The organism is Microlunatus spumicola (assembly GCF_039536445.1).
Lineage (GTDB): Bacteria > Actinomycetota > Actinomycetes > Propionibacteriales > Propionibacteriaceae > Microlunatus > Microlunatus spumicola.
On the sequence record NZ_BAAAYR010000002.1, the window covers coordinates 30,933 to 49,695 of the forward strand.

Genomic DNA, 18,763 nt, shown 5'->3' on the forward strand with positions numbered 1-18,763 from the left:
ACTCGGCTGCGACGAGCGGGTGGGAACGATCCCGCAGGCGGTGCGACGCGGCGCGGTCGAGCCGGAGGGCGATACCTTGGCGCCCGCAGGACGACCGCACGACGCACGGACCCACGAGGAGCAGGCATGAACGATTTTCCGGGCGACTTCGTCTGGGGTGCCGCGACGGCCTCGTACCAGATCGAGGGCGCGGCGACCGAGGACGGCCGCGGCCCCAGCATCTGGGACACGTTCGCGCGGGTCCCGGGGGGGATCGTCGACGGCTCGAACGGCGACGTGGCCGACGACCACTACCACCGCTACGCCGAGGACATCGCGCTGCTCGCGAGCCTCGGCCTCACCGCGTACCGGTTCTCGATCTCCTGGTCACGCGTGCTGCCGACCGGTGCCGGCGAGGTCAACCAGGCCGGCCTCGACTTCTACCGGCGCATCGCCGAGACGTGCCACGAGCACGGCGTCACCCCGTACGCGACCCTCTACCACTGGGACCTCCCGCAGCCCCTCGAGGACGCGGGCGGCTGGCTGGTGCGCGAGACCGCCGAGCGGTTCCGTGACTACGCGGTGACCACCGTGGACGCGCTCAGCGACGTGATCACGCACTGGACGACGCTGAACGAGCCGTGGTGCTCGTCGCTGCTCGGCTACGGCGCCGGCGTGCACGCGCCCGGCAAGCAGCTCGGGTCGCGGTCCCTGCACGCCGCGCACCACCTGCTGCTCGGCCACGGCCTCGCGGTCGCGGCGCTGCGCGAGCGGCACCCCGAGCTCGCGCTCGGCATCACGGTCAACCTCTACTCGATCCTCCCGGCCAGCGGCTCGGACCTCGACGCCGAGGCCGTACGCCGCTCCGACGGCCTGCAGAACCGGCTGTTCCTGGACCCGCTGCTGCTCGGCCGCTACCCCGCCGACGTGCTCGAGGACACGGGCACGACCGCCTGGTTCGCGGAGCGCGAGGGCGACCTGGCCGTCATCGCCACGCCGCTCGACTTCCTCGGCATCAACTACTACAGCCGCCACACCGCCGCAGGGCCCGAGGACGGCGTGTTCGCGGACCCGTCGCAGGCGAGCATGCTGCCGGGAAGCGAGCGGGTGCGGTTCGTCGACACGGGCGCCCCGAAGACCGACATGGGCTGGGAGGTGCACCCCGACGGCCTCGTCGACGTGATCGAGATGGTCCACGAGCGCGCGCCCGAGCTGCCCGTCCTGATCACCGAGAACGGCGCCGCGTACCCCGACGTCGTGGAGGCCGACGGGTCGGTCCAGGACAAGGACCGTCAGCACTACTTCGAGCTGCACGTCGACGCCTGCCGCGAGGCCATCCGGCGCGGGCTGCCGCTGCGCGGCTACTTCGCCTGGAGCCTGATGGACAACTACGAGTGGGCCTTCGGCTACACGAAGCGCTTCGGCATCGTGCACGTCGACTACGACACCCAGGTCCGCACGGTCAAGGCCAGCGGACGGTGGTTCGCGGAGCTGCTGGCCTGAGCGGCGGGAGGGTCACGCCCTCTGTTCCCTGAGATCCCCTCACTCGATGGTCGAGGCAGCCGGGCTCCACGCTCGGGGAACGCCCGTCACGCCGTCGAGCGAGCGGATCTCAGGGCCGCGACGGTCGCCGGTCGGTCCAGTCGAAGACGAGGTCGCGCCGCGCGATGCGCCAGCCCTCGTCCGTCCGCCGGAACGTGTCGAGGTAGCGGATCGCCATGACGATCAGCACACGCTCGCCGTCCTCCTGCGTGAGGTGGTGCGCGAGGCAGTACGACTCGGCGCTCGCGGCGTCGCCGTCGACCGTGATCGTGCTCTGCCCGTTCAGGTAGGTCGTCGCGTCGTACTGGCTGATCAGGTGGTCGAACGTCGACGCCAGGTCGGCGCGGCCGGTGATCACCTGTTCCGGCTCGTGCGTCGACGGGTCGCCCTGGAACAGCCGGACCTGGCCGTCCTCGGCGAACACGTCCGCCTGCGCCTGCGGGTCGCGGCGGTCCGCGTGGTGCGCGTACGCGTCGACCAGGTCCTTGATCGACTTCCAGTCGGCGAAGGTTACCCCGCTCACGATCAGTCGCCCAGCAGCAGCGTGTAGACCTTCGTGATCAGCCCGTCCTCGACGAGCGCGACGTCGACGCCGCTCACCACCGGCGGCTGGCCCTCGGGGCCGAAGTCCCACGCCAGGTAGCCGAGGTCGTGGTTGACCCGGACCGGGCCGGCGGCGCGGAAGACGAAGCCGGGCGACGAGTCGAGGATCTGCTGCGCCTTCGCGCTCAGCGCCTCGTGGCCCACGACCGCCTCGTCCGGGTCCGCGAACGCGACGTCCGCCGTGTAGGTGCGTCGAACCGCGGCCATCCGCCGCTCCGGGTCGCGCTCGGCGAACACCTCGAACAGGTTCGCGTGCATGAGGTCCTCGATCGTGGCCATCGCCCAGCTCCGTCCGGTCGTCCCGCCGGTCCACCCGGCCTGGGCGTCGAACGCTAGAGCCCGGTGCATGACACGTCAAGCATCTGTACGCCGACCCGTTCGCTACCGTCGGGGCGTGGAGGAGCCGACCGACGGGCGCGACGGCGCGCTCGACCCGCTGGAGCTGCGCGCCTGGCGCGGCCTCATCGAGACGACCGCCCTGCTCCGACGACGTTCCGACCAGCTCCTGCTCGCCGACTCCGGGCTGTCCGGCAGCGACTACCCCGTGCTCGTGACGCTCCACGAGCTCGGCGACGCGACCGTCCGGTCGACCGAGCTGGCCGAACGCATCGGCTGGGAGCAGAGCCGCCTCTCCCACCACCTCGCCCGGATGGAGCGCCGCGGCCTCGTCGGCCGGCGCCGCCACGAGCCGGACAACCGGGGTTCCGAGGTCTTCATCACGGACGAGGGCCGGTCCGTGTTCCTGGCTGCGGCAAAGGCCCACTCGCAGACCGTCCGGACGCTCTTCGCCGACGTCCTCAGCCGCCAGCAGCTCGCCGCCCTGGCCGACGCGATGGAGACGCTGGCGCGGAACCTGACGGTTCCGGGGGCGGGCACGACGGAGGGCTAGCGGAGTTCGGCCGTCGGGTGGGCCCCGTGGGGATCGAACCCACAACCCGCGGATTAAAAGTCCGCTGCTCTGCCAGTTGAGCTAGAGGCCCCGGCCGCTCAGCCTAGGCGAGGGCCGGGACGGCTGCTCGCCCCCGGGACGCACCGGTCAGCCGCGCGGGGCGCCGAGGTCGGCGGCCCGGACGACCGCCCCGGGGCGGGGACGCACCGAGCGACGCAGGGCGGAGCCGGCGAGTGCGCCCAGGCCCACCGGGACACCGACCATGACCAGGAAGAAGGCGAGCTCGGACGGCAGGTCCTCGAGCGTGAGCTGGACGGCCTCGGCCCAGGTCGACCACTCCGACCCGTGGAGGACGTGGTCGAGCACCGGCTGTGCGACCAGCAGCAGGGCGAGCACGACCGTCGTGACCGACCAGACGAGCAGGAGGGGCCGGGTCCGGAGCACCAGGCCGTCGCCGAGCGAGAGCAGGAACGCCAGGGCGACGACGACGAGGAACGCGAGGAGGCCGGCGCCCAGCCCGTCGTCCTCCGTGCTGGCGACGAGGTTGCTGAGCAGCAGGATCACCGCCGGCCAGAGCAGGAGACGCAGAGCGATCGCCGCGGGGTGCCGGAGGAACGAGGAGGGGGTCATGACTCCAGGGTCGGGATCGTGAGCCCCCGCCGGATCCACCCAGGGGCGGATCTGACCCGACTGCGGGTGGAGCGGGTCCGACCGCGGTCGCAGGTCAGCCCGGGGAGGTGAGGCCGCTCCCGTACGCGAGGATCACCAGCGCGACGCGGTCGCGGCGTCGGGTCTTCGCGAGCAGGTGCCCGACGTGCGTCTTGACCGTGGCCTCGGACAGGAAGAGGTCGGCCGCGATCTCGGCGTTGCTCCGACCCCGGGCGATGGCGTCGAGGACCTCGCGCTCGCGGTTGGTGAGGCCCGCCACCACGCTGACGTCGGCGGCGGAGTGGGCGCGGTCGAGAGTCGCGGCGGCGTACCGCTCGACGAGGCGGCGGGTCGTGCTGGGCGCCACGACGGTCTCGCCGAGGTGGACCGTACGGATGGCGGCCAGCAGGTCCTCGGGCGGCGCGTCCTTGAGCAGGAAGCCGGACGCCCCGGCCTGGAGAGCGGCGAACGCGTGCTCGTCCAGGTCGAAGGTGGTGAGCACGAGCACCTTCGTCCGACCCCGACCGTCCTGGACCACGCGGCGGGTCGCCTCGACGCCGTCCATCCGCGGCATCCGGACGTCCATCAGCACGACGTCGGCCGGCTCGGCGCGGAGCCGGCTGACCGCCTCGGCCCCATCACGGGCCTGACCCACGACGAGCAGGTCCGGCTGCGAGGCGACGACGAGGGCGAGCCCCGCCCGCACCAGCTCCTGGTCGTCGACCAGGAAGACGGTGATCGGGGCGCTCACCGCGACACCACCGGAGCAGCCGCCGCGGGGTCGAGGGGCAGGCCGACCTCCACGGTGAACCCGCCGCGGGGATCCGCCGCCGCGCTGGCCCGGCCACCGGCGGCGGCGACCCGTTCGCGGAGCCCGACGAGACCGAGCCCCGGGGGGCCGTCGGATCCGTCCTCACCAGTCCGGCCATCGTCGTGCACCCGGACCACCAGCTCGGCCGCGTCGGCCACGAGGTCGACCTCGACGTGGTCCCCGCCGTGCCGCCGGGCGTTCGTCAGGGCCTCCTGCACGACCCGGTACGCCGTGAGCGCGACGACGGGCGGCACCCGGCCGAGGTCGCCCGCACGGCTCAGCACCACCGTCGCCCCGGTCGTCCGCGCCTGCGCGACGAGCGCGTCGAGGTCGTCGAGCCCGGGAGCGGGGAGCGTCGTGCTCGCCGCTTCCCCGGCGGGACCCGACCGCAGCAGCCCGAGCAGCTGGCGCATCTCGCCGATCGCCGTCCGCCCGGTCCGGGCCACCTCCTCGAGCGCCGCGCGCGACACGGTCGCGTCGGCCGGGAGGGAGTAACGGGCACCTTCGGCCTGCAGCACCATCACGGACAGCCCGTGGGCCACGACGTCGTGCATCTCCCGCGCGATCCGGGCCCGCTCGGCGGCCGCGGCGAGCTCGGCCTGCTGCTCCCGCTCGCGCTCGATCCGGGCCGCCCGCTCGCGCAGCGCCGCCGCGCCCTCGCGCGCGTGGCGCACCTGCTCCCCGTACGCCCACGCCGCGGCCAGCAGCACGAAGCCGCCGAGCATCCCTAGCACGTGCGCCGTCCGCGGGTCGGGGCCGACGCGCACGTCGATCCAGGACCACCACGGGGTGAGCGCGGCGCCGGCGACCAGGAGCACGGCCACCCCGAGCCCGACCAGGCCCTCGCGCCGGCTCGTCCACCCCGTCAGCGTGGCCAGCGCGACGAGCAGGGCCGCGTCGTGGAACCCGACGGGCGAGCCGACGACCACCTGGACCGCCACGACGACGCCCACGAGGACGGCGCAGGTGCGGGGCAGCCGGCGGCGGACGGCGAGCGGCAGGCCGACGAGCAGGACGAACCACCAGTCCACGGCGTCCGCCCCCGGCGACAGGACCTTGAGGAGCACAGCGGAGGAGCCCAGGACGATCGCGGCCATCACGAGGTCGCCGACGACGACGGCGCGCGGAGGTGCTTCCTTCGCGGTCGTCGGAGCACGTCGGCGCACGACAGGACCCTACGGGCGCGGGCTGCCCGCGGACCCGACGCAGCGCGGCGGTTCAGTCCCCCGTCTCGAGGAGCGCGAGGTCGCGCTCGGCGTAGCGGCGGTGCTCGTACTCCTCGTTCAGCACCACGCCGAGGCACTGCCGGACGCTCTCCCCCGGCGGCGGCCAGGCGGTGTCGTGCGCGACCTCGGGCACCGCGTCGAGCCGGGCGTCGGTGAGGTCGGCCAGCACGCGCCGCACCGTGGCCTGCTGCTCGGCCCGGACGGCCAGGACCTCGTCCAGCGTCGGCCGGGCCTCCCGGTCGCGCGGGAGCCCCCAGTCGTCGGGCGCCTCGTCCCACGGCAGCCCGAGCCGGTGCCAGGGCGCGGGGTCGTCGAGGATCCCGCGCCCGACCCACGACTGGGTGGCGAACACGAGGTGCCGCAGCGTCTCGACGAACGACCACTCCCCGTCGACCGACACGTGCAGCTGCTCGGGCGGGAGCTGCCGGGCGTGCGCGACGGTCTCGGCCCACCGCTGCTCGAGCAGGGCCCAGCCCCGACGGAAGCCGTCGGCGTCCTGCGGGTGCGCGAGCGCCCGGTCGGGGTCGCGACGGCTCAGCTCCGCGTCCACGAGCGGACCGATCTCGACGTCGTTGATCACGACGTTCTCGAGGTCGCCGGCGGTGATCGAGACGTCGACCAGGTCGGACTTCGTGATCGTCACGCGGCGGAAGTTCGCGCCCCGGAACGTCGAGCCGTCGAGGTCGACGTGCGTGAACGCCGCACCCGTCAGGTCGACCCCGTCGAACCGCGCCCCGAGCATCCGACGCCGTGCGAAGTGCGGCACGGCGGGCTCGTGCCCCTCGCCGTCCTCGACGGCCCCGACCGGCACCCAGTCCTCGGGCGGGTCCTCGCCGATCCGCCCGTCGACGGCCTCGCTGAGCAGGTCGGCGTGACCGGTGTGGCGGGCGTACTCCTCGAGCAGGTCGAAGAGGAGGCGACGCAGGCTCATGACGGGGCGCCCGGGTCCCAGGTCGAGCGGGGCGTCCAGGCCGCCCCGCTCCAGCGCGGCGGTGTACCGCCCGCGCGCCCGGGCGACCGCGCCGTCGTACAGGGCGTAGAGCGCGGCGGGCTCGAGCCCGGCCGCGGCGGACCACTCCAGGTCCGGGTCGTCGGGCATCGCGTCCCAGGGCTCGCCGAGCGGGGCCCCGAGCAGGCGCCGGGCCGAGTAGACGTCCTCGACCAGGGCGAGGTGCATGAGCAGCCCGCCCAGGGTCATGGTCGAGGCCCCGACCGTCGTGGTCAGGCCAGCGCGCCCCCGACCGTCCGCCTTCCACCGGAACGTCGCCCGCTGCCGGTCGAGCGCGCCGAGCAGGTGCTCGACCTCCGTGCCGCGCAGCGGCGGTTCCCAGGGGGCGGTGTCGGCCATGACGCGACGCTAGGACCGACCAGCGACACCGGGGAAGACCCTGAGCAGAAAACGCTCCTTGAGCCTGCCGAGAAGAGAACGCTCCCTGAGCCTGTCGAAGGGCCTCGAAGAGGTTGGCGCCTCGATCACCAGAGAGCCGACCCGTTCCGGGCCCTTCGACAGGCTCAGGGGGCGGTTCGCGGGGAGTGTTGCCTAGACGGAACGCTCGTCGTCGCGCCGGTGCTCGTTGGCGTCGGTGATCGCCTCGACCTCCTCGTACGAGACCACGTGCGGCGGCGTCGCACCCGGGTCGTCGACGTGGTGCGGGAGCGTCTCGTCCGCCGGCGGAGCTGTCTCGGTGGTGGCGACCGGCGTCTCGTCGGAACCCTTGCCGCTGGCGGCCACCGCCGCGACCCCCGCCGCAGCCGCGGCCGCGACACCCACGCCCGTGGCGACCGCCGCACCGGAGACCCCGGCCTTGCCGCTGTCCCCGCGGGACGCGGCCGCGTCACTTGCGTCCGGAGCGCCGACCGTCCCCGGAACCCGCGTCCCCTCGTTGATCGACCCGCGCCAGGCGCCGGAGGCGTAGCCCTCGTCCTCGATGAACGCCTTGAAGCGGTCGAGGTCGGACTCGGCCTGGTTCTCGACGATGTTCAGCTTGTCGCCGACCTTCTCCACGAGGCCCTCGGGCTCGTACTCCAGCGACAGGTGCACCGAGGTCTGGCCGCCGCCGACGTCCTCGAACGTCACCTCGCCGGCGTTCGTCGCCCCCTCCGTCGCGGCCCACGACACGCGGCGGTCGGGCACCTGCTCGAGGACCTTCGCCTCCCACTGGCGCTTGACGCCGGCGATCTCGGCGACCCACTCCAACCGGTCGTCGCTCAGCTGCGTGACCTTGGTGACGCCCCCCATGAAGCGGGGGAAGTCCTCGAACTGGGTCCACTGGTTGTAGGCCACGCTCACGGGAACGTTGACCAGGACGGACTTCTCGACCTTCGTCGTCATCGCATCTCCTTCGAGAAGAGGCGGCAGGCCCGAGCGGCGCTGCCCGATCCTGCCGACGATAGGACCGGAGAGCCGGTCGTGACGGTGCGCGGGCGACGGCCCGGCCGGCCGTCAGCGGGCGCTGCGGCGCTCCCGCCACCGGGCGACGACGGCGTCCACGTCGAGCGCCGCGGTGATCACCGGCGGGCCGTCGACGCGGCGTCGGTGGGAGTCGAGGATGCGGTCGTTCAGGGCGTCCACGACGTCGCGGACGGCGGCCTCGGTGCGGAGGTCGGCGACGGTCTCGTCGATCTCGCGGGCCTCCCGCCGCAGCTGCAGCGAGGTGGGCAGCGGCATCTTGATCTGCTCGCGCTCGAGGAGGCCCTTGACCCACCAGTTCGGGTCGCGGTCGCCGAGCTTGAGCGGCTTGCCCTGACCGGGCAGGTCGTCGAACTCGCCGCGCTCCATCGCCTCGCGGACCTTTCGCTCGGCTATGGACTCGACGTGCTGCGCGGGCTTCCCGAACCACCATCTCGCCACCCCTCCAGCCTACGAGCGGTGTGACAGGCTGGCCGGGTGCAGACCTGGGTCCTGGTGATGATCGCCGTCGTCGCCGTGGCCCTCGTCGCGACCGTCTACGGCGCCCTGTCCGACCGCGCGAAGAACCGCCGGAGGGCGGCCGAGATGCTCGGTCCGCCGCAGCGCGACATCCCGAACCTGCCCGCCGGCGCCCGGTCCCCGCGGTACGTGACCGAGGCCCAGGCCCGGCGTCGTCCCGCCACGGCCCCGACGCCCGAGCAGCTCGGCGGCCGGATCGAGGAGCTGAGGTCCCGGCTCGAGGTCGCCACGACCGAGCCCTTCCGCGCGTACGCCGAGCGGGAGATCGCGGTGGGCTGGGCCTCCGCGAGCTTCGCGACCGAGCCGGGCGCCCGCGAGGTCGTCCTCGACGACGCGCTGGTGCTCGTCTGCAGCGACGGCGTCGAGACGATCCGGGAGCTGCTGCCCGCCGTCGAGCAGGCGTTGAAGGCCGCCCGCCCGCTCGTCGTGGTCGCACCGACGATCGCGCCGGACGTGCTCGGGACGCTCGAGGTCAACGCGATCCAGGGGCTCGTCCCCGGGATCGCCGTGCTGGCCGACGACGCCGTACGCGCGCAGGTCCTCGAGGCGACCGGTGCGCAGCCGGTCGACGCCACGGACCGGCGTTCCGGCTGGCTCGACCCCCAGGCCCTCGGCTTCGTCGCCCGCTGGACCAGCTCGAGCCGGACGACCCGTGTCGTCCCCGCGTCCCGGACGGCGGCCGCGGAGTGAGCGAGCAGACCGAGGGCAGCCGCTTCGCCTACGTCAGCGCGCTGACCCCGTTGATCTTCGGCACCACCTACCTGCTGACCACGAACTTCCTGCCGCCCGACCGTCCCCTGCTCGCGGCCCTGATGCGGTCGCTGCCCACGGGCATCGCGCTCGTGATCGGCAGCAGGCTGCCGAGCCGGGTCTGGTTCTGGCGCTTCCTGCTCATGTCGGTGCTGTGGGCATCCGCGGTCTTCCCGCTGCTCTTCTTCGCCGCCTACCACCTGCCCGGCGGTGTGGCCGCGGTGATCAACTCCCTCGGCCCGATCTGCGTCATGATCGTCGCGGTGCCGATCCTCGGTACGGCGATCCGCCGTGTTCAGCTCATCGCCGGTGCGCTGGGCGTCGTCGGCGTCGCGCTGCTCGTCCTGCGCTCGAACGCCAAGCTCGACGTGCTCGGCATCCTGGCCATGGTCGCCGTCGTGATCATGATGGCGTTCGGCACCGTGCTGATGAAGCGCTGGGGCAACCCGCCGGGCATGGGCCCGATCCGCGTGACGGGCTGGACCTTCCTCTTCGCCGGCATCACGCTGCTGCCCTTCACGCTCGCGTTCGAGGGGCTGCCCCGATCGGTCACGCCCAAGGAGGTCGGCGGCCTCGTCTACCTCGTAGTGATCAGCGGGATCTTCGCGTACGCGCTGTGGTTCTGGGGGATCCGCCAGCTCACGGCGGCGTCGGTGACCTTCCTCGGCCTGCTGAACCCGATCATGGCCGCGCTGCTCGGCTGGTGGGTGCTGGACCAGCGCCTCAACGCCCTGCAGCTGGCCGGCGCCGCGCTCGTGCTCGTCTCGGTCGTGCTCGGGCAGCAGCGCCGCCGGCGGGTGGCCGAGCCGGAGGACCGGCCGGTCGAGGTCGCGGCCGGGGGCTGACCGCTCCTCCCCGCGGCGGGCCCGGCCGCCCGGACGCGGCCGTTACGCTGCGCCCGTGGACCTGGACGAGGGTGACCGGCGCTGGCCGCGGAGCCTCTACGGGGTCGGGACCGAGCCCGACCCCCGGTTCACGTTCGCCAACGAGCGCACGTTCCTGGCCTGGATCCGCACCGGGCTTGGGTTCCTGGCCGCCGGGGTCGCGATCGCCGCGGTGGCCGGGCTGAACGAGCGGCTGAGCCTGGAGGTGCGGCTCGCCTCGCTGCTGCTGGTGCTCTGCGGGCTCTCCTGCGCGGTGGGCGCCTGGCGCCGGTGGATCGCGAGCGAGCGCGCCATGCGCGAGGGCCGCGCCCTGCCGTCCTCCCCGCTGATCCTCGTGCTCGTCGGCGTTCTCGTGGTGGTCGCGCTGATCGCCGTGGCCGTCCTCGTCCTGGGCTGAGCCGATCGTGAGCCAGGACGAGGAACCCCTGCCCTGGGACGCCGGCCTGCAGAACGAGCGGACCGGGCTCGCCTGGCAGCGCACGATGCTGTCCGGCCTGGCCTCGGGGCTGATCCTCGCTCGGCTGCTGGCCGAGGTGTCGCTGACGCTGGCGATCCTCACCGGCGTCGTGTCCCTGGGCGCGGCCGCGGCCTTCGGCTGGGTGGCGCTGCGGCGGTTCCGGCTGAACGCCCGGGCCCTCGCTACAGGTCGGCACCTCGACGACGCGCGGCCCGCCGCGCTCGCGTCGGGGCTGCTCGTGCTCACCGCGCTCGCCGCCGTCGGCTACGTCCTCCTGGCCTGACCCACCCCGCAGGGCTCAGGCGTACCCGAGCTCGTGCAGCCGGTCGTCGTCGATGCCGAAGTGGTGGGCGATCTCGTGCACGACCGTGATGTGCACCTGCTCGACCACCTCCTCGTACGTCCGGCAGATCGCCAGGGTCGGCTCGCGGAAGACGTAGATCCGGTCCGGCAGCACCGCGGAGTAGAACTCGCCGCGCTCGGTCAGCGGGATGCCCTCGTAGAGCCCGAGCAGGTCGGACGGGGCGTCGTCCGGCGGACGGTCCTCGACGAGGACCACGCAGTTGTCCATCAGGTCGGCCAGCTCGGTCGGCACCTGGTCGAGCGCGAGCGAGACGAGCGTCTCGAACTGCTCGTCGTCGACGTCCACGAGCGGCTCGGCGTCCATGCCCCGAGCGTACGAGGGCTGGTGAGCGGCAGAAAGACGTCGCGACGAACCCCGAATAACAACCGTGAAACTACTCCGACGTCATCCGCGTGTCGCCTTGCAAAGTCTCAACCTGAACTACTCACACCCTTGCTGTTGTGCCTGAGACGTGATTAAAGTCCTGCGCAGTTTGTGGTTGTTGTGACAAAAGTGACCAGTTCGTCATCTATGGCGCACCACCTGAGCGACGCAGCCTCATGCACTCGGGATCGACGGAGGAAACCCCTACATGCGTTCGACCCTGATCCGCGCCGTCCTGGTCGCGGTCCTCTCCATCACGACCACCCTCGGTCTGATGGGCTCGATGACCGCGACGGCCAGCACGCCGGTCACCGCGACCACCGAGCTCAACGTCCGGGCGAAGCCCAGCACCAGCGCCAAGATCGTCGGCAGCCTGCACCGCGGGCAGACCGTGAAGGCCAAGAGCGACACCAACGGCTGGACCAAGATCACGTACAAGGGCAAGACCGCGTACGTCTCCAGCCGTTACGTCACCAAGGGCGAGGAGATGCCGGCCGGTGACGACGTCGACAAGGGCGCGACCGCCACGACGACGACCCAGGTCAACCTCCGTGAGGGCCCCGGCCTGACCGAGGACGTGATCACCGTCCTCGACGAGGGCACCAAGGTCACGAAGACGGGCAAGACGTCGAAGGGCTGGACCGAGGTCGAGGTCGGCTCCGAGCAGGGCTGGGTGAGCACGCAGTACCTGACCAAGGCCACGAGCGGGCTCCCCGAGGTCACCGGGACGCGCAAGGCCACGCGGGACCTGAACGTGCGGGAGACCAGCGAGGAGGACGGCGCGCTCGTCGGGCTCGTCCGCGAGGGCGACAAGGTGTCGATCACCGGCACCACGAAGAACGCCCGCGCCCAGGTGGTCTTCGAGGGCAAGGTCGGCTGGGTTCTGGCCAAGTACCTCTCGAACGGCGACACCGACGAGCCCACCGCCCCGCCGCTGCCCGCCGTGACCGGTACGCGCTACGCGACGGCCGACCTGACCATCCGCACCACGAGCGGCAGCGACTTCGAGGACCTCGGCGACATCCCCGAGGGCACCAAGCTGTCGATCACCGGCGTCACGGAGAACAAGCGCGCGCAGATCATCTGGGACGGCGCGGTCCGCTGGGTCACCGCGCAGTACCTGTCGAAGACCAAGCCCTCCAGCGGCGGCGGCGGCAGCACCGCCGGCTCCACGAAGGGCCTCAAGCCCAACGGCGTGAAGGTCCTCGAGGCGGTCCGCAAGAACTGGCCGCAGATCAAGACCATCGGCACCGTGCGGCCGGACGCGCTCCCCGACCACCCGTCGGGCCGCGCGCTCGACCTGATGATCCCGAACTACAAGTCGGCGGCCGGCAAGAAGCTCGGCCACGACCTGTCGCGCTGGCTCCAGAAGCGCCACACCGAGCTCGGCATCAACTACATCATCTGGGACCAGCACATCTGGAACGTGCAGCGCGACGGCCAGGGGTGGCGCTCGATGGCCGGCCGCGGCAGCGACAGCGCCAACCACAAGAACCACGTGCACGTCACGGTGCTCGCGAAGGGGTACGCGCCGATCTGATCGGAGCGTGCGAACGCCCCCTGAGCTTGTCGAAGGGCCCGGAACGGGTCGGCCTCGGCACGAGAGCAGGGCCGCTCGGCAACGACGCCGGACGGCCCGCCCCGCTAGAGTTGGGGCGGGCCGCAGGGCCCAGGGTCCCCATCGTCTAGCGGCCTAGGACTCCGCCCTTTCAAGGCGGCAACGCGGGTTCGAATCCCGTTGGGGGTACGACCGGCGGCTCCCGCTCAGCCCTTGCGGTCGACGACCCGGGTCGCCGTGAGCGTCTGCCCGTCGCGGGTGGCGACCACGCGGACGTGGTCGCCGACCGCGACGTCACCGATCGCGGCCTCCTTCTTGGCCACGCGGACCTTGGTCTTCGGCCCGACGACGTACGTGCCGTCGAAGCCGTCGGCGCTGCGCACGCTCACCGAACCCGCGCTGACGGCCGACACGGTGCCCCGCTGGACGTCGACGACCCGGTGCTTCTTGCCGCCGAGGGTGACCTCCCCGTGCAGCGCACGGCCGGCGAGGTCACGGTGCTTCTTCTTGGCCGGGTCCTGGCTCGGCTTCGCCTTGGCCGGGGTCGACGGTCCCGCCTGCGGGGTGGCCGAGGCACTCGGGGTCGGCGTCGGCGACGGGTCGGCGCTGGCGATCCCGACGCCGGCCGCGGCCGCGAGGGCGACGGCGGACGCGGCGGTCGCCAGGAGGACGATCGGCTTCTTCATGTGGTCTCTTCCATCCCGCAGGGACGGTCGTCCCTGCCTCCGCCGACAGTCTTGGCGCGCCGTCCCCCGGACCGCGACGACGGCGTCCGCACCTTCAGCGGGCCTTCAGGAGCCGGACGCCCGTGAGCGGCCTCCGGGCCGACCCGGGCTGGGGATGATGGGCGCATGGAGGCGACACGGATCCTCGTGGTCGAGGACAGCGAGACGATCCGGGTCGCGGTCCGCACCGCGCTGCGCGCCCAGGGCTTCGTGGTCGACTCGCGGCCCGACGGCGAGGACCTCGAGGTCGTGCTTGCAGCCTTCGGCCCCGACCTCGTGGTGCTGGACGTGATGCTGCCGGGACGGGACGGCTTCGCGCTGCTGCCCGTCCTGCGGGAGCGGAGCCAGGCCGCCGTGCTGATGCTGACCGCGCGCGACCAGCTCGACGACCGGCTGGCGGGACTCGCGGGCGGTGCGGACGACTACCTGGTCAAGCCCTTCGCCATGGCCGAGCTGGTCGCCCGGATCCAGGCCGTGCTGCGCCGCGCGGCGCCCGAGGGCGGGACGACCGCCCTCGGCGACCTGACGCTCAACCAGGACGCCAGCGTGGTGCGCCGGGCCGGACGGACGCTGGACCTCACCGACACCGAGCGGCGGCTGCTCCGCCACCTCGCCGCGCACCGGGACCGCGTGGTGACCAAGACCCAGCTGCTCGTCGCGGTCTGGGGCTACGAGGGCTTCGACCCGAACGTGGTGGAGGTCCACGTGTCCTCCCTGCGGCGCAAGCTCGAGGCCGGCGGGGAGGCCAGGCTCGTCCACACCGTGCGCCACCAGGGCTACCGCCTGGCGACGGCCCCGTGAGCGACCCCGGGCGGCCCGTACGCCCGGAGCCGTCGGCCGAACCCGTCGCCGCCTCGCCGGACGCGGGCCCTCGGCCCCGCGCGACCGGCCGCCGGGCGATGGGCTCGGTGTCCATCCGCGTGCGGGTCGTCGCCGCCGTGATGGCGGTGCTGGCCGTCGTGCTGGTGGCCCTGTCGTTCTCCGTGCAGGCCGTCTTCACCGCGCAGTCCGACCGCAACGTCGACGCGCTGCTCAGCGGCCGGGCCCAGCTGGCCCGTCAGCTCGCCCGCTCGGGCGTACGGCCGCAGCAGGTCGTCAACCGGGTCGGGGTCGACGGCGTCCTGGCCTCGCTGCAGCTGCGCGACGGCACCGTGCTCGGCAGCGCGCTCCCGGTCGGCTCGGGCGTGCAGACGGTGACGACGCGGCTGGTCGGGCCCGGACGGGCCGACGGCGCCCAGCTCACGCTGAGCGTCAACTCCTCCCTCGTCGACGGAGCACGCCAGACGCTGCGGCGCATCCTGCTCCTCGGCGGGATCGCGGCCCTGGTGCTGAGCGCGCTGCTCGTGTCCTGGGCCGTCCGCCTCGCCCTGCGTCCGCTGACCTCGATGGCCGCGCTCGCCCAGCGCATCACCGCCGGCTCCCGCGGCGAGCGCCTCTCCCCCACCCGGACCGACACCGAGGTCGGCGGAACGGCCCAGGCGCTCGACACGATGCTCGACGAGCTCGAGGGGGCCGAGGCGCACGCGCTGCGGGCCGAGGCGCAGGCCCTCCGCGCCGAGGCGCAGGCCCTCCAGGCCGAGCAGCGCACCCGGGCCTTCCTGGCCGACGCGGCCCACGAGCTCCGGACGCCCCTCGCCGGGATCCGCGCGGCGACCGAGACCCTCGTGCAGCACGGGAGCTCCCTCGAACCCGCCGACCGCGACCGCCTGGAGCTCCTCCTCGTGGGCGAGGTGCAGCGGGCCGGACGGCTGGTGGAGGACCTGCTGGCGGTGGCGCGGCTCGACGCCGGGCTGCCGGTCGCACTCGCGAGCGTCGACCTCGGTCAGCTCCTCCGGGAGGAGGTCGACCGGTCCCGGCTGCTGTCACCCACCGCGCAGATCTCGTCGCGGGGAGAGGCCCCGCCCGTCGACGGCGACGCGGCGGCGTTGCGGGGGCTCGTCCGCAACCTGCTCGACAACGCCCGCCGGGCCGCCGGACCCACGGGTGCCGTCGAGGTCACCCTCGCGACGTCCGGACCGCTCGTGGTCGTCCACGTCCGCGACGACGGTCCGGGCGTACCGGCCCACGAGCACGAGCGCATCTTCGACCGGCTCGTCCGCCTCGACGCCGCCCGCGGGGCGGACGACGGCGGGAGCGGTCTGGGGCTCACCATCGCCCGCGCGACGGCGCGGGCCCACGGCGGTGACCTCGTGAGCCTGGCGGTGGAGCCACCCGCCCGCGGCGCGGACTTCCTGCTGACCCTGCCGTCGCCCCCCGTCAGACCTCGCCCTGCAGATGGGGCTGGATGCTGACGGAGCCGACGCCGTCCGAACCCGTGTCGGTGGCGTCGTCGCCCGGGTCGGTCTGCACCGGACCGGCTCCCGGCTCGGAGCCGCTCCCGCTGGCGGTGCCGCGCGAGGAACGCTCGGGGTCGTCGACGTCGGTGGTGGTCGGTGCGGAGCCGATCCGCTTGGCCGCCTCGCCGGTGCCGACGTCCTCGAGGTCGCCCCGGCCGGCGTCGTCCGCGTCCTGCGTCATGGTCGCTCTCCTTCGTTCGAGGTTGTCGCGGTGCCGACCCGGACGCGCGGTCCTCAAGCGGTCGGACGACCACCGCGGCGCCGACGTCAGAGCCGGCGCCGCGGAGGCCTGTCCTCAGGCCTCGGCGACCAGGACGACGACCTTGCCGGAGATGCCGCCGGTCAGGGCGCGCGCGTGCACGGACGCCAGGTCGGCCAGCGCGACCCGCTCCGCCACGTCGACGTGGAGCTCGCCCCGGTCGACCCGGGCCACCAGCTCGGACAGCTGGTCGGTGTCGCTGCGGACGAAGAGGTCGACGCCCCGGACGGCGCGTGCCTCGTCGGACGGGGTCGGCATCCACACGGTCGTGCTGACCACGACCCCGCCCGGGCGTACGAGCGAGACGAGCGCGGCGAGCTGGTCGGGATTGACGGGCGCGAGATTGAGCACGACGTCCACGGGCTCGGTCACGGCCGTGCGCACGTCGGTCGTGGTGTGGTCGACGACCTCGTCGGCGCCGGCCGCCCGGACCCGCTCGGCGCTGCGGGGGCTCGCCGTGGCGACGACGTGGACCCCGGCCGCCTTGGCCAGCTGCACGGCGTAGCCGCCGACCGCTCCTCCGGCACCGTTGACCAGCACACGCCGGCCGTCCGTGAGGCCGCCGTGGTCGAAGAGCGCCTGCCAGGCGGTCAGTCCGACCACCGGCAGGGCGGCCGCGTCGGCCAGCGGGATGCTCGTGGGCGCCGCCGCCAGGACGTCGGCGGGCACGACGACGTGCTCGGCCGACGCCCCGTCGGCCACCATCGGCAGGAAGCCGACGACCGGGTCCCCGACCCGCAGCCCGGTGACCCCCTCCCCCAGCGCGTCGACCGTCCCCGCGACGTCGATGCCGGGCGTGTGCGGCAGCTCCACGGGGATGGGCCCCTGCATGTAGCCGCCGCGGATGTTGCCGTCGATGCCGTTGAACGACGTCGCCGCGACCCTGACGCGGACCTGGCCGGCGCCGGGCTCGGGGACGTCCACGTCCTCCTGGCGCAGGACCTCGGGGCCGCCGAACTCGTGGAACCGCACTGCCTTCATGGCGTACCTCTTCTTGTGGTCGTGGTGGGGGTGGAGCGAGGCGGTCGTGCTCGGCGGGGACGCCGGGCTCAGCCGAGGAGTCGGGACCGGGCGAGGCGCCGTTCGGGGTCGACGGCGTCGGCGACGGCGCGGGCCCGCTCCCGTACGTCGACGGGGAGCGCGTCGGGCACGGAACCGGCGCCCTCGACCCAGGAGCCGGGCGTGAGGCCGGTGTCGGCCGCCTCCCAGACCGACCGGGCCCGCGCGAACCCGGCGTCGATCTCGGGACGCGGGGAACGGCCGAGGGCACCGACCGCGTGGAAGATGAACGCTCCCGGCGGCGTGACGACGGCGCCCGCGCGTCGCGTCGGTGCGCCGGCCAGGTGGCGCAGCTCCAGCATCACGATCGGCGAGTCCGCAGCGGCGGCGGTGCTCAGCAGGTCCGCGGCCAGGGCGGGCGTGGTGGCGTCCAGCCAGCGCGCGTCCCCGATCGCGGGCGTGGCCGTCGGCGGGTCGAGGTGGATCCGGGCGAGGCCGGCGGCGTCCGTACGCCCCCAGCCGTCGGCGACCGGCGTCGTGGCCGCCCGCACGGCCTCGAGGAGAGGCGTCGCGGCGTCGGGCCCGTCCGGCGCGGCGACCGCGAGGTGCACGGCGACGGAACCCCGCAGCGCCTCCGGGAAGGTCGGCAGGGGCGGCACGTGCAGCACCGAGACGCTCGACGAGACCCCGGGGCCGAGGCCGGGGACCGTCCTCGACCACGCCTCCAGCACGGCGGGCAGCGCGTCGGCGGACCACAGCAGCGCCCCCGCGTGCAGGTCGGGCGCCGGGACGAGGTCGAGCTCGAGCGTGTGGGCGACCCCGACGCCGCCGGCCCCGCGGAACGCCCAGATCGCGTCGCGGTCCACCGGGTCGGGTGCGTCGTCCGCGGCCCGGCGCAGGCGCCCGTGACCGTCGACGTAGCCGACGGCCCGCAGGCTGCCGCTGGCCAGGCCGTCACGCCGGACGAGCCAGCCGACGCCCCCGCCGAAGGTGTAGCCCGAGACGGACACGCTCGGGGCCGAGCCGGCCAGCCCCAGCAGCCCGTGCTGCTGGGCCACGGCGTTCACGTCCGACCAGGTCGCGCCCGCGCCGACCCTCGCCACCCGCGTCTCCACGTCGACCTCGACCGAGCGGAGGCCGGACGTGTCGAGCAGGACCACGTCGTCGTCGACGATGGCTCCGGCGCCGTGCCCGGTGGCCTGCGGCACGACCGTCAGCGCCCGCCCCCGGGCGCGCGCCAGGGCCGCGACCTCCTCGAGAACCTCCGGCAGCCGGTCGGGCTGGTCGACGACGGCGACGCGCGCCGGGCGTTGGGTGACGGAGGAGGTGTGGGGCTGGGTCGCCCGGGTGTAGACGTCCGAGCCGGCGTCGAAGAGCATGCTCCTAGACTACGCACGATCCGGACGATTTCGTCCGGATCGTCTCGTCCTTCTCCTTCGGA

Annotated in this window: 22 protein-coding genes and 2 tRNA genes; 10 read left to right on the forward strand and 14 right to left on the reverse strand. The window is 73.7% G+C overall.

All coding sequences use genetic code 11. The annotated features are described in order from the left end of the window. Positions 1-126: 126 nt before the first annotated feature. The gene (locus ABD665_RS09125) at positions 127-1,482 is read left to right on the forward strand and encodes a GH1 family beta-glucosidase (protein WP_204910937.1); all 1,356 of its coding nucleotides are present in this window, start codon (positions 127-129) and stop codon (positions 1,480-1,482) included. Positions 1,483-1,591: 109 nt separating this feature from the next. On the opposite strand, the gene ABD665_RS09130 is transcribed toward ABD665_RS09125, so the two are convergent. Continuing rightward, positions 1,592-2,044 carry a nuclear transport factor 2 family protein gene (locus ABD665_RS09130; RefSeq protein ID WP_204910936.1) on the reverse strand — a complete coding sequence of 151 codons (453 nt, stop codon included), beginning with the start codon at positions 2,042-2,044 and terminating at the stop codon, positions 1,592-1,594. Positions 2,045-2,046: 2 nt separating this feature from the next. Beyond that, positions 2,047-2,403 (reverse strand): nuclear transport factor 2 family protein, encoded by a 357-nt coding sequence (locus ABD665_RS09135; RefSeq protein WP_204910935.1) that lies wholly within the window; start codon positions 2,401-2,403, stop codon positions 2,047-2,049. Between the two features lie 115 nt (positions 2,404-2,518). Here ABD665_RS09135 and ABD665_RS09140 point away from each other — a divergent pair, with 115 nt between their 5' ends. Continuing rightward, positions 2,519-3,013, forward strand: coding sequence for a MarR family transcriptional regulator (locus tag ABD665_RS09140; RefSeq protein WP_204910934.1), 495 nt, complete (start codon positions 2,519-2,521; stop codon positions 3,011-3,013). 18 nt (positions 3,014-3,031) lie between these two features. On the opposite strand, the gene ABD665_RS09145 is transcribed toward ABD665_RS09140, so the two are convergent. From ABD665_RS09145 to ABD665_RS09175, 7 genes are all read right to left on the reverse strand, one after another. Next, a tRNA-Lys gene (locus ABD665_RS09145) sits at positions 3,032-3,104 on the reverse strand. A gap of 56 nt (positions 3,105-3,160) precedes the next feature. After that, positions 3,161-3,643, reverse strand: coding sequence for a hypothetical protein (locus ABD665_RS09150; protein ID WP_204910933.1), 483 nt, complete (start codon positions 3,641-3,643; stop codon positions 3,161-3,163). 94 nt (positions 3,644-3,737) lie between these two features. Then, positions 3,738-4,412 carry a response regulator gene (locus tag ABD665_RS09155; protein WP_204910932.1) on the reverse strand — a complete coding sequence of 225 codons (675 nt, stop codon included), beginning with the start codon at positions 4,410-4,412 and terminating at the stop codon, positions 3,738-3,740. Next, positions 4,409-5,638 (reverse strand): histidine kinase, encoded by a 1,230-nt coding sequence (locus ABD665_RS09160; RefSeq protein WP_204910931.1) that lies wholly within the window; start codon positions 5,636-5,638, stop codon positions 4,409-4,411. Before ABD665_RS09160 ends, ABD665_RS09155 begins: the two co-directional genes overlap by 4 nt. Before the next feature lie 52 nt (positions 5,639-5,690). Beyond that, complete coding sequence (locus ABD665_RS09165; protein WP_344742023.1) at positions 5,691-7,046, reverse strand: mycothiol transferase; 1,356 nt, start codon at positions 7,044-7,046, stop codon at positions 5,691-5,693. A gap of 192 nt (positions 7,047-7,238) precedes the next feature. Continuing rightward, positions 7,239-8,030: an SRPBCC family protein gene (locus ABD665_RS09170; RefSeq protein ID WP_204910930.1), complete on the reverse strand. Its 792-nt coding sequence runs from the start codon at positions 8,028-8,030 to the stop codon at positions 7,239-7,241. 111 nt (positions 8,031-8,141) lie between these two features. After that, complete coding sequence (locus ABD665_RS09175) at positions 8,142-8,549, reverse strand: DnaJ family domain-containing protein (protein ID WP_344742025.1); 408 nt, start codon at positions 8,547-8,549, stop codon at positions 8,142-8,144. A gap of 36 nt (positions 8,550-8,585) precedes the next feature. Between ABD665_RS09175 and ABD665_RS09180 the strand changes: the two genes are divergently transcribed. From ABD665_RS09180 to ABD665_RS09195, 4 genes are read left to right on the forward strand one after another with little or no spacing between them, the layout of a single operon-like run. Then, entirely contained in the window at positions 8,586-9,317 is a 732-nt protein-coding gene (locus tag ABD665_RS09180; RefSeq protein ID WP_204910929.1) for a TCP-1/cpn60 chaperonin family protein, read from the forward strand. After that, a complete protein-coding gene (locus tag ABD665_RS09185; protein WP_204910928.1) occupies positions 9,314-10,222 on the forward strand; it encodes an EamA family transporter in 909 nt (302 codons plus the stop codon). The genes ABD665_RS09180 and ABD665_RS09185 overlap by 4 nt, the downstream gene beginning before the upstream one ends. A gap of 55 nt (positions 10,223-10,277) precedes the next feature. Continuing rightward, entirely contained in the window at positions 10,278-10,658 is a 381-nt protein-coding gene (locus ABD665_RS09190) for a DUF202 domain-containing protein (protein WP_204910927.1), read from the forward strand. A 7-nt stretch (positions 10,659-10,665) separates the two neighbouring features. Further along, on the forward strand, positions 10,666-11,001 hold the full coding sequence (locus ABD665_RS09195; protein ID WP_204910926.1) for a DUF202 domain-containing protein: 336 nt from the start codon (positions 10,666-10,668) through the stop codon (positions 10,999-11,001). A gap of 15 nt (positions 11,002-11,016) precedes the next feature. On the opposite strand, the gene ABD665_RS09200 is transcribed toward ABD665_RS09195, so the two are convergent. After that, on the reverse strand, positions 11,017-11,385 hold the full coding sequence (locus ABD665_RS09200; RefSeq protein WP_204910925.1) for a metallopeptidase family protein: 369 nt from the start codon (positions 11,383-11,385) through the stop codon (positions 11,017-11,019). Positions 11,386-11,653: 268 nt separating this feature from the next. Between ABD665_RS09200 and ABD665_RS09205 the strand changes: the two genes are divergently transcribed. Then, a complete protein-coding gene (locus tag ABD665_RS09205) occupies positions 11,654-12,985 on the forward strand; it encodes an SH3 domain-containing protein (protein ID WP_204910924.1) in 1,332 nt (443 codons plus the stop codon). A 134-nt stretch (positions 12,986-13,119) separates the two neighbouring features. Then, positions 13,120-13,192 (forward strand) — tRNA-Glu (locus tag ABD665_RS09210). Between the two features lie 17 nt (positions 13,193-13,209). Here the strand turns inward: ABD665_RS09210 and ABD665_RS09215 are convergent. After that, positions 13,210-13,689, reverse strand: a complete 480-nt coding sequence (locus ABD665_RS09215) for a hypothetical protein (RefSeq protein ID WP_204910923.1) — start codon at positions 13,687-13,689, stop codon at positions 13,210-13,212. 165 nt (positions 13,690-13,854) lie between these two features. Here ABD665_RS09215 and ABD665_RS09220 point away from each other — a divergent pair, with 165 nt between their 5' ends. Both ABD665_RS09220 and ABD665_RS09225 read left to right on the forward strand, forming a co-directional pair. Then, positions 13,855-14,529, forward strand: coding sequence for a response regulator (locus ABD665_RS09220; protein ID WP_204910922.1), 675 nt, complete (start codon positions 13,855-13,857; stop codon positions 14,527-14,529). Beyond that, positions 14,526-16,019 carry an ATP-binding protein gene (locus ABD665_RS09225; RefSeq protein ID WP_204910921.1) on the forward strand — a complete coding sequence of 498 codons (1,494 nt, stop codon included), beginning with the start codon at positions 14,526-14,528 and terminating at the stop codon, positions 16,017-16,019. Before ABD665_RS09220 ends, ABD665_RS09225 begins: the two co-directional genes overlap by 4 nt. Here ABD665_RS09225 and ABD665_RS09230 read toward each other — a convergent pair. From ABD665_RS09230 to ABD665_RS09240, 3 genes are all read right to left on the reverse strand, one after another. After that, positions 15,985-16,245, reverse strand: coding sequence for a hypothetical protein (locus ABD665_RS09230; protein ID WP_204910920.1), 261 nt, complete (start codon positions 16,243-16,245; stop codon positions 15,985-15,987). The two genes, ABD665_RS09225 and ABD665_RS09230, sit on opposite strands and share 35 nt — an antisense overlap. Before the next feature lie 114 nt (positions 16,246-16,359). After that, positions 16,360-17,304 carry a zinc-binding dehydrogenase gene (locus ABD665_RS09235; protein WP_204910919.1) on the reverse strand — a complete coding sequence of 315 codons (945 nt, stop codon included), beginning with the start codon at positions 17,302-17,304 and terminating at the stop codon, positions 16,360-16,362. 68 nt (positions 17,305-17,372) lie between these two features. Next, on the reverse strand, positions 17,373-18,701 hold the full coding sequence (locus tag ABD665_RS09240; protein WP_204910918.1) for an FAD-binding protein: 1,329 nt from the start codon (positions 18,699-18,701) through the stop codon (positions 17,373-17,375). Between the last annotated feature and the right edge of the window lie 62 nt (positions 18,702-18,763).

What these genes read in the sequence shown, in the direction of transcription:
- ABD665_RS09205 (WP_204910924.1), top strand. Translation starts at nt 11,654, where the DNA reads ATGCGTTCGACCCTGATCCGCGCCGTCCTGGTCGCGGTCCTCTCCATC.
- ABD665_RS09230 (WP_204910920.1), bottom strand. Translation starts at nt 16,245, where the DNA reads ATGACGCAGGACGCGGACGACGCCGGCCGGGGCGACCTCGAGGACGTC.
- ABD665_RS09135 (WP_204910935.1), bottom strand. Translation starts at nt 2,403, where the DNA reads ATGGCCACGATCGAGGACCTCATGCACGCGAACCTGTTCGAGGTGTTC.
- ABD665_RS09215 (WP_204910923.1), bottom strand. Translation starts at nt 13,689, where the DNA reads ATGAAGAAGCCGATCGTCCTCCTGGCGACCGCCGCGTCCGCCGTCGCC.
- ABD665_RS09150 (WP_204910933.1), bottom strand. Translation starts at nt 3,643, where the DNA reads ATGACCCCCTCCTCGTTCCTCCGGCACCCCGCGGCGATCGCTCTGCGT.
- ABD665_RS09200 (WP_204910925.1), bottom strand. Translation starts at nt 11,385, where the DNA reads ATGGACGCCGAGCCGCTCGTGGACGTCGACGACGAGCAGTTCGAGACG.
- ABD665_RS09240 (WP_204910918.1), bottom strand. Translation starts at nt 18,701, where the DNA reads ATGCTCTTCGACGCCGGCTCGGACGTCTACACCCGGGCGACCCAGCCC.
- ABD665_RS09170 (WP_204910930.1), bottom strand. Translation starts at nt 8,030, where the DNA reads ATGACGACGAAGGTCGAGAAGTCCGTCCTGGTCAACGTTCCCGTGAGC.
- ABD665_RS09165 (WP_344742023.1), bottom strand. Translation starts at nt 7,046, where the DNA reads ATGGCCGACACCGCCCCCTGGGAACCGCCGCTGCGCGGCACGGAGGTC.
- ABD665_RS09125 (WP_204910937.1), top strand. Translation starts at nt 127, where the DNA reads ATGAACGATTTTCCGGGCGACTTCGTCTGGGGTGCCGCGACGGCCTCG.
- ABD665_RS09235 (WP_204910919.1), bottom strand. Translation starts at nt 17,304, where the DNA reads ATGAAGGCAGTGCGGTTCCACGAGTTCGGCGGCCCCGAGGTCCTGCGC.
- ABD665_RS09220 (WP_204910922.1), top strand. Translation starts at nt 13,855, where the DNA reads ATGGAGGCGACACGGATCCTCGTGGTCGAGGACAGCGAGACGATCCGG.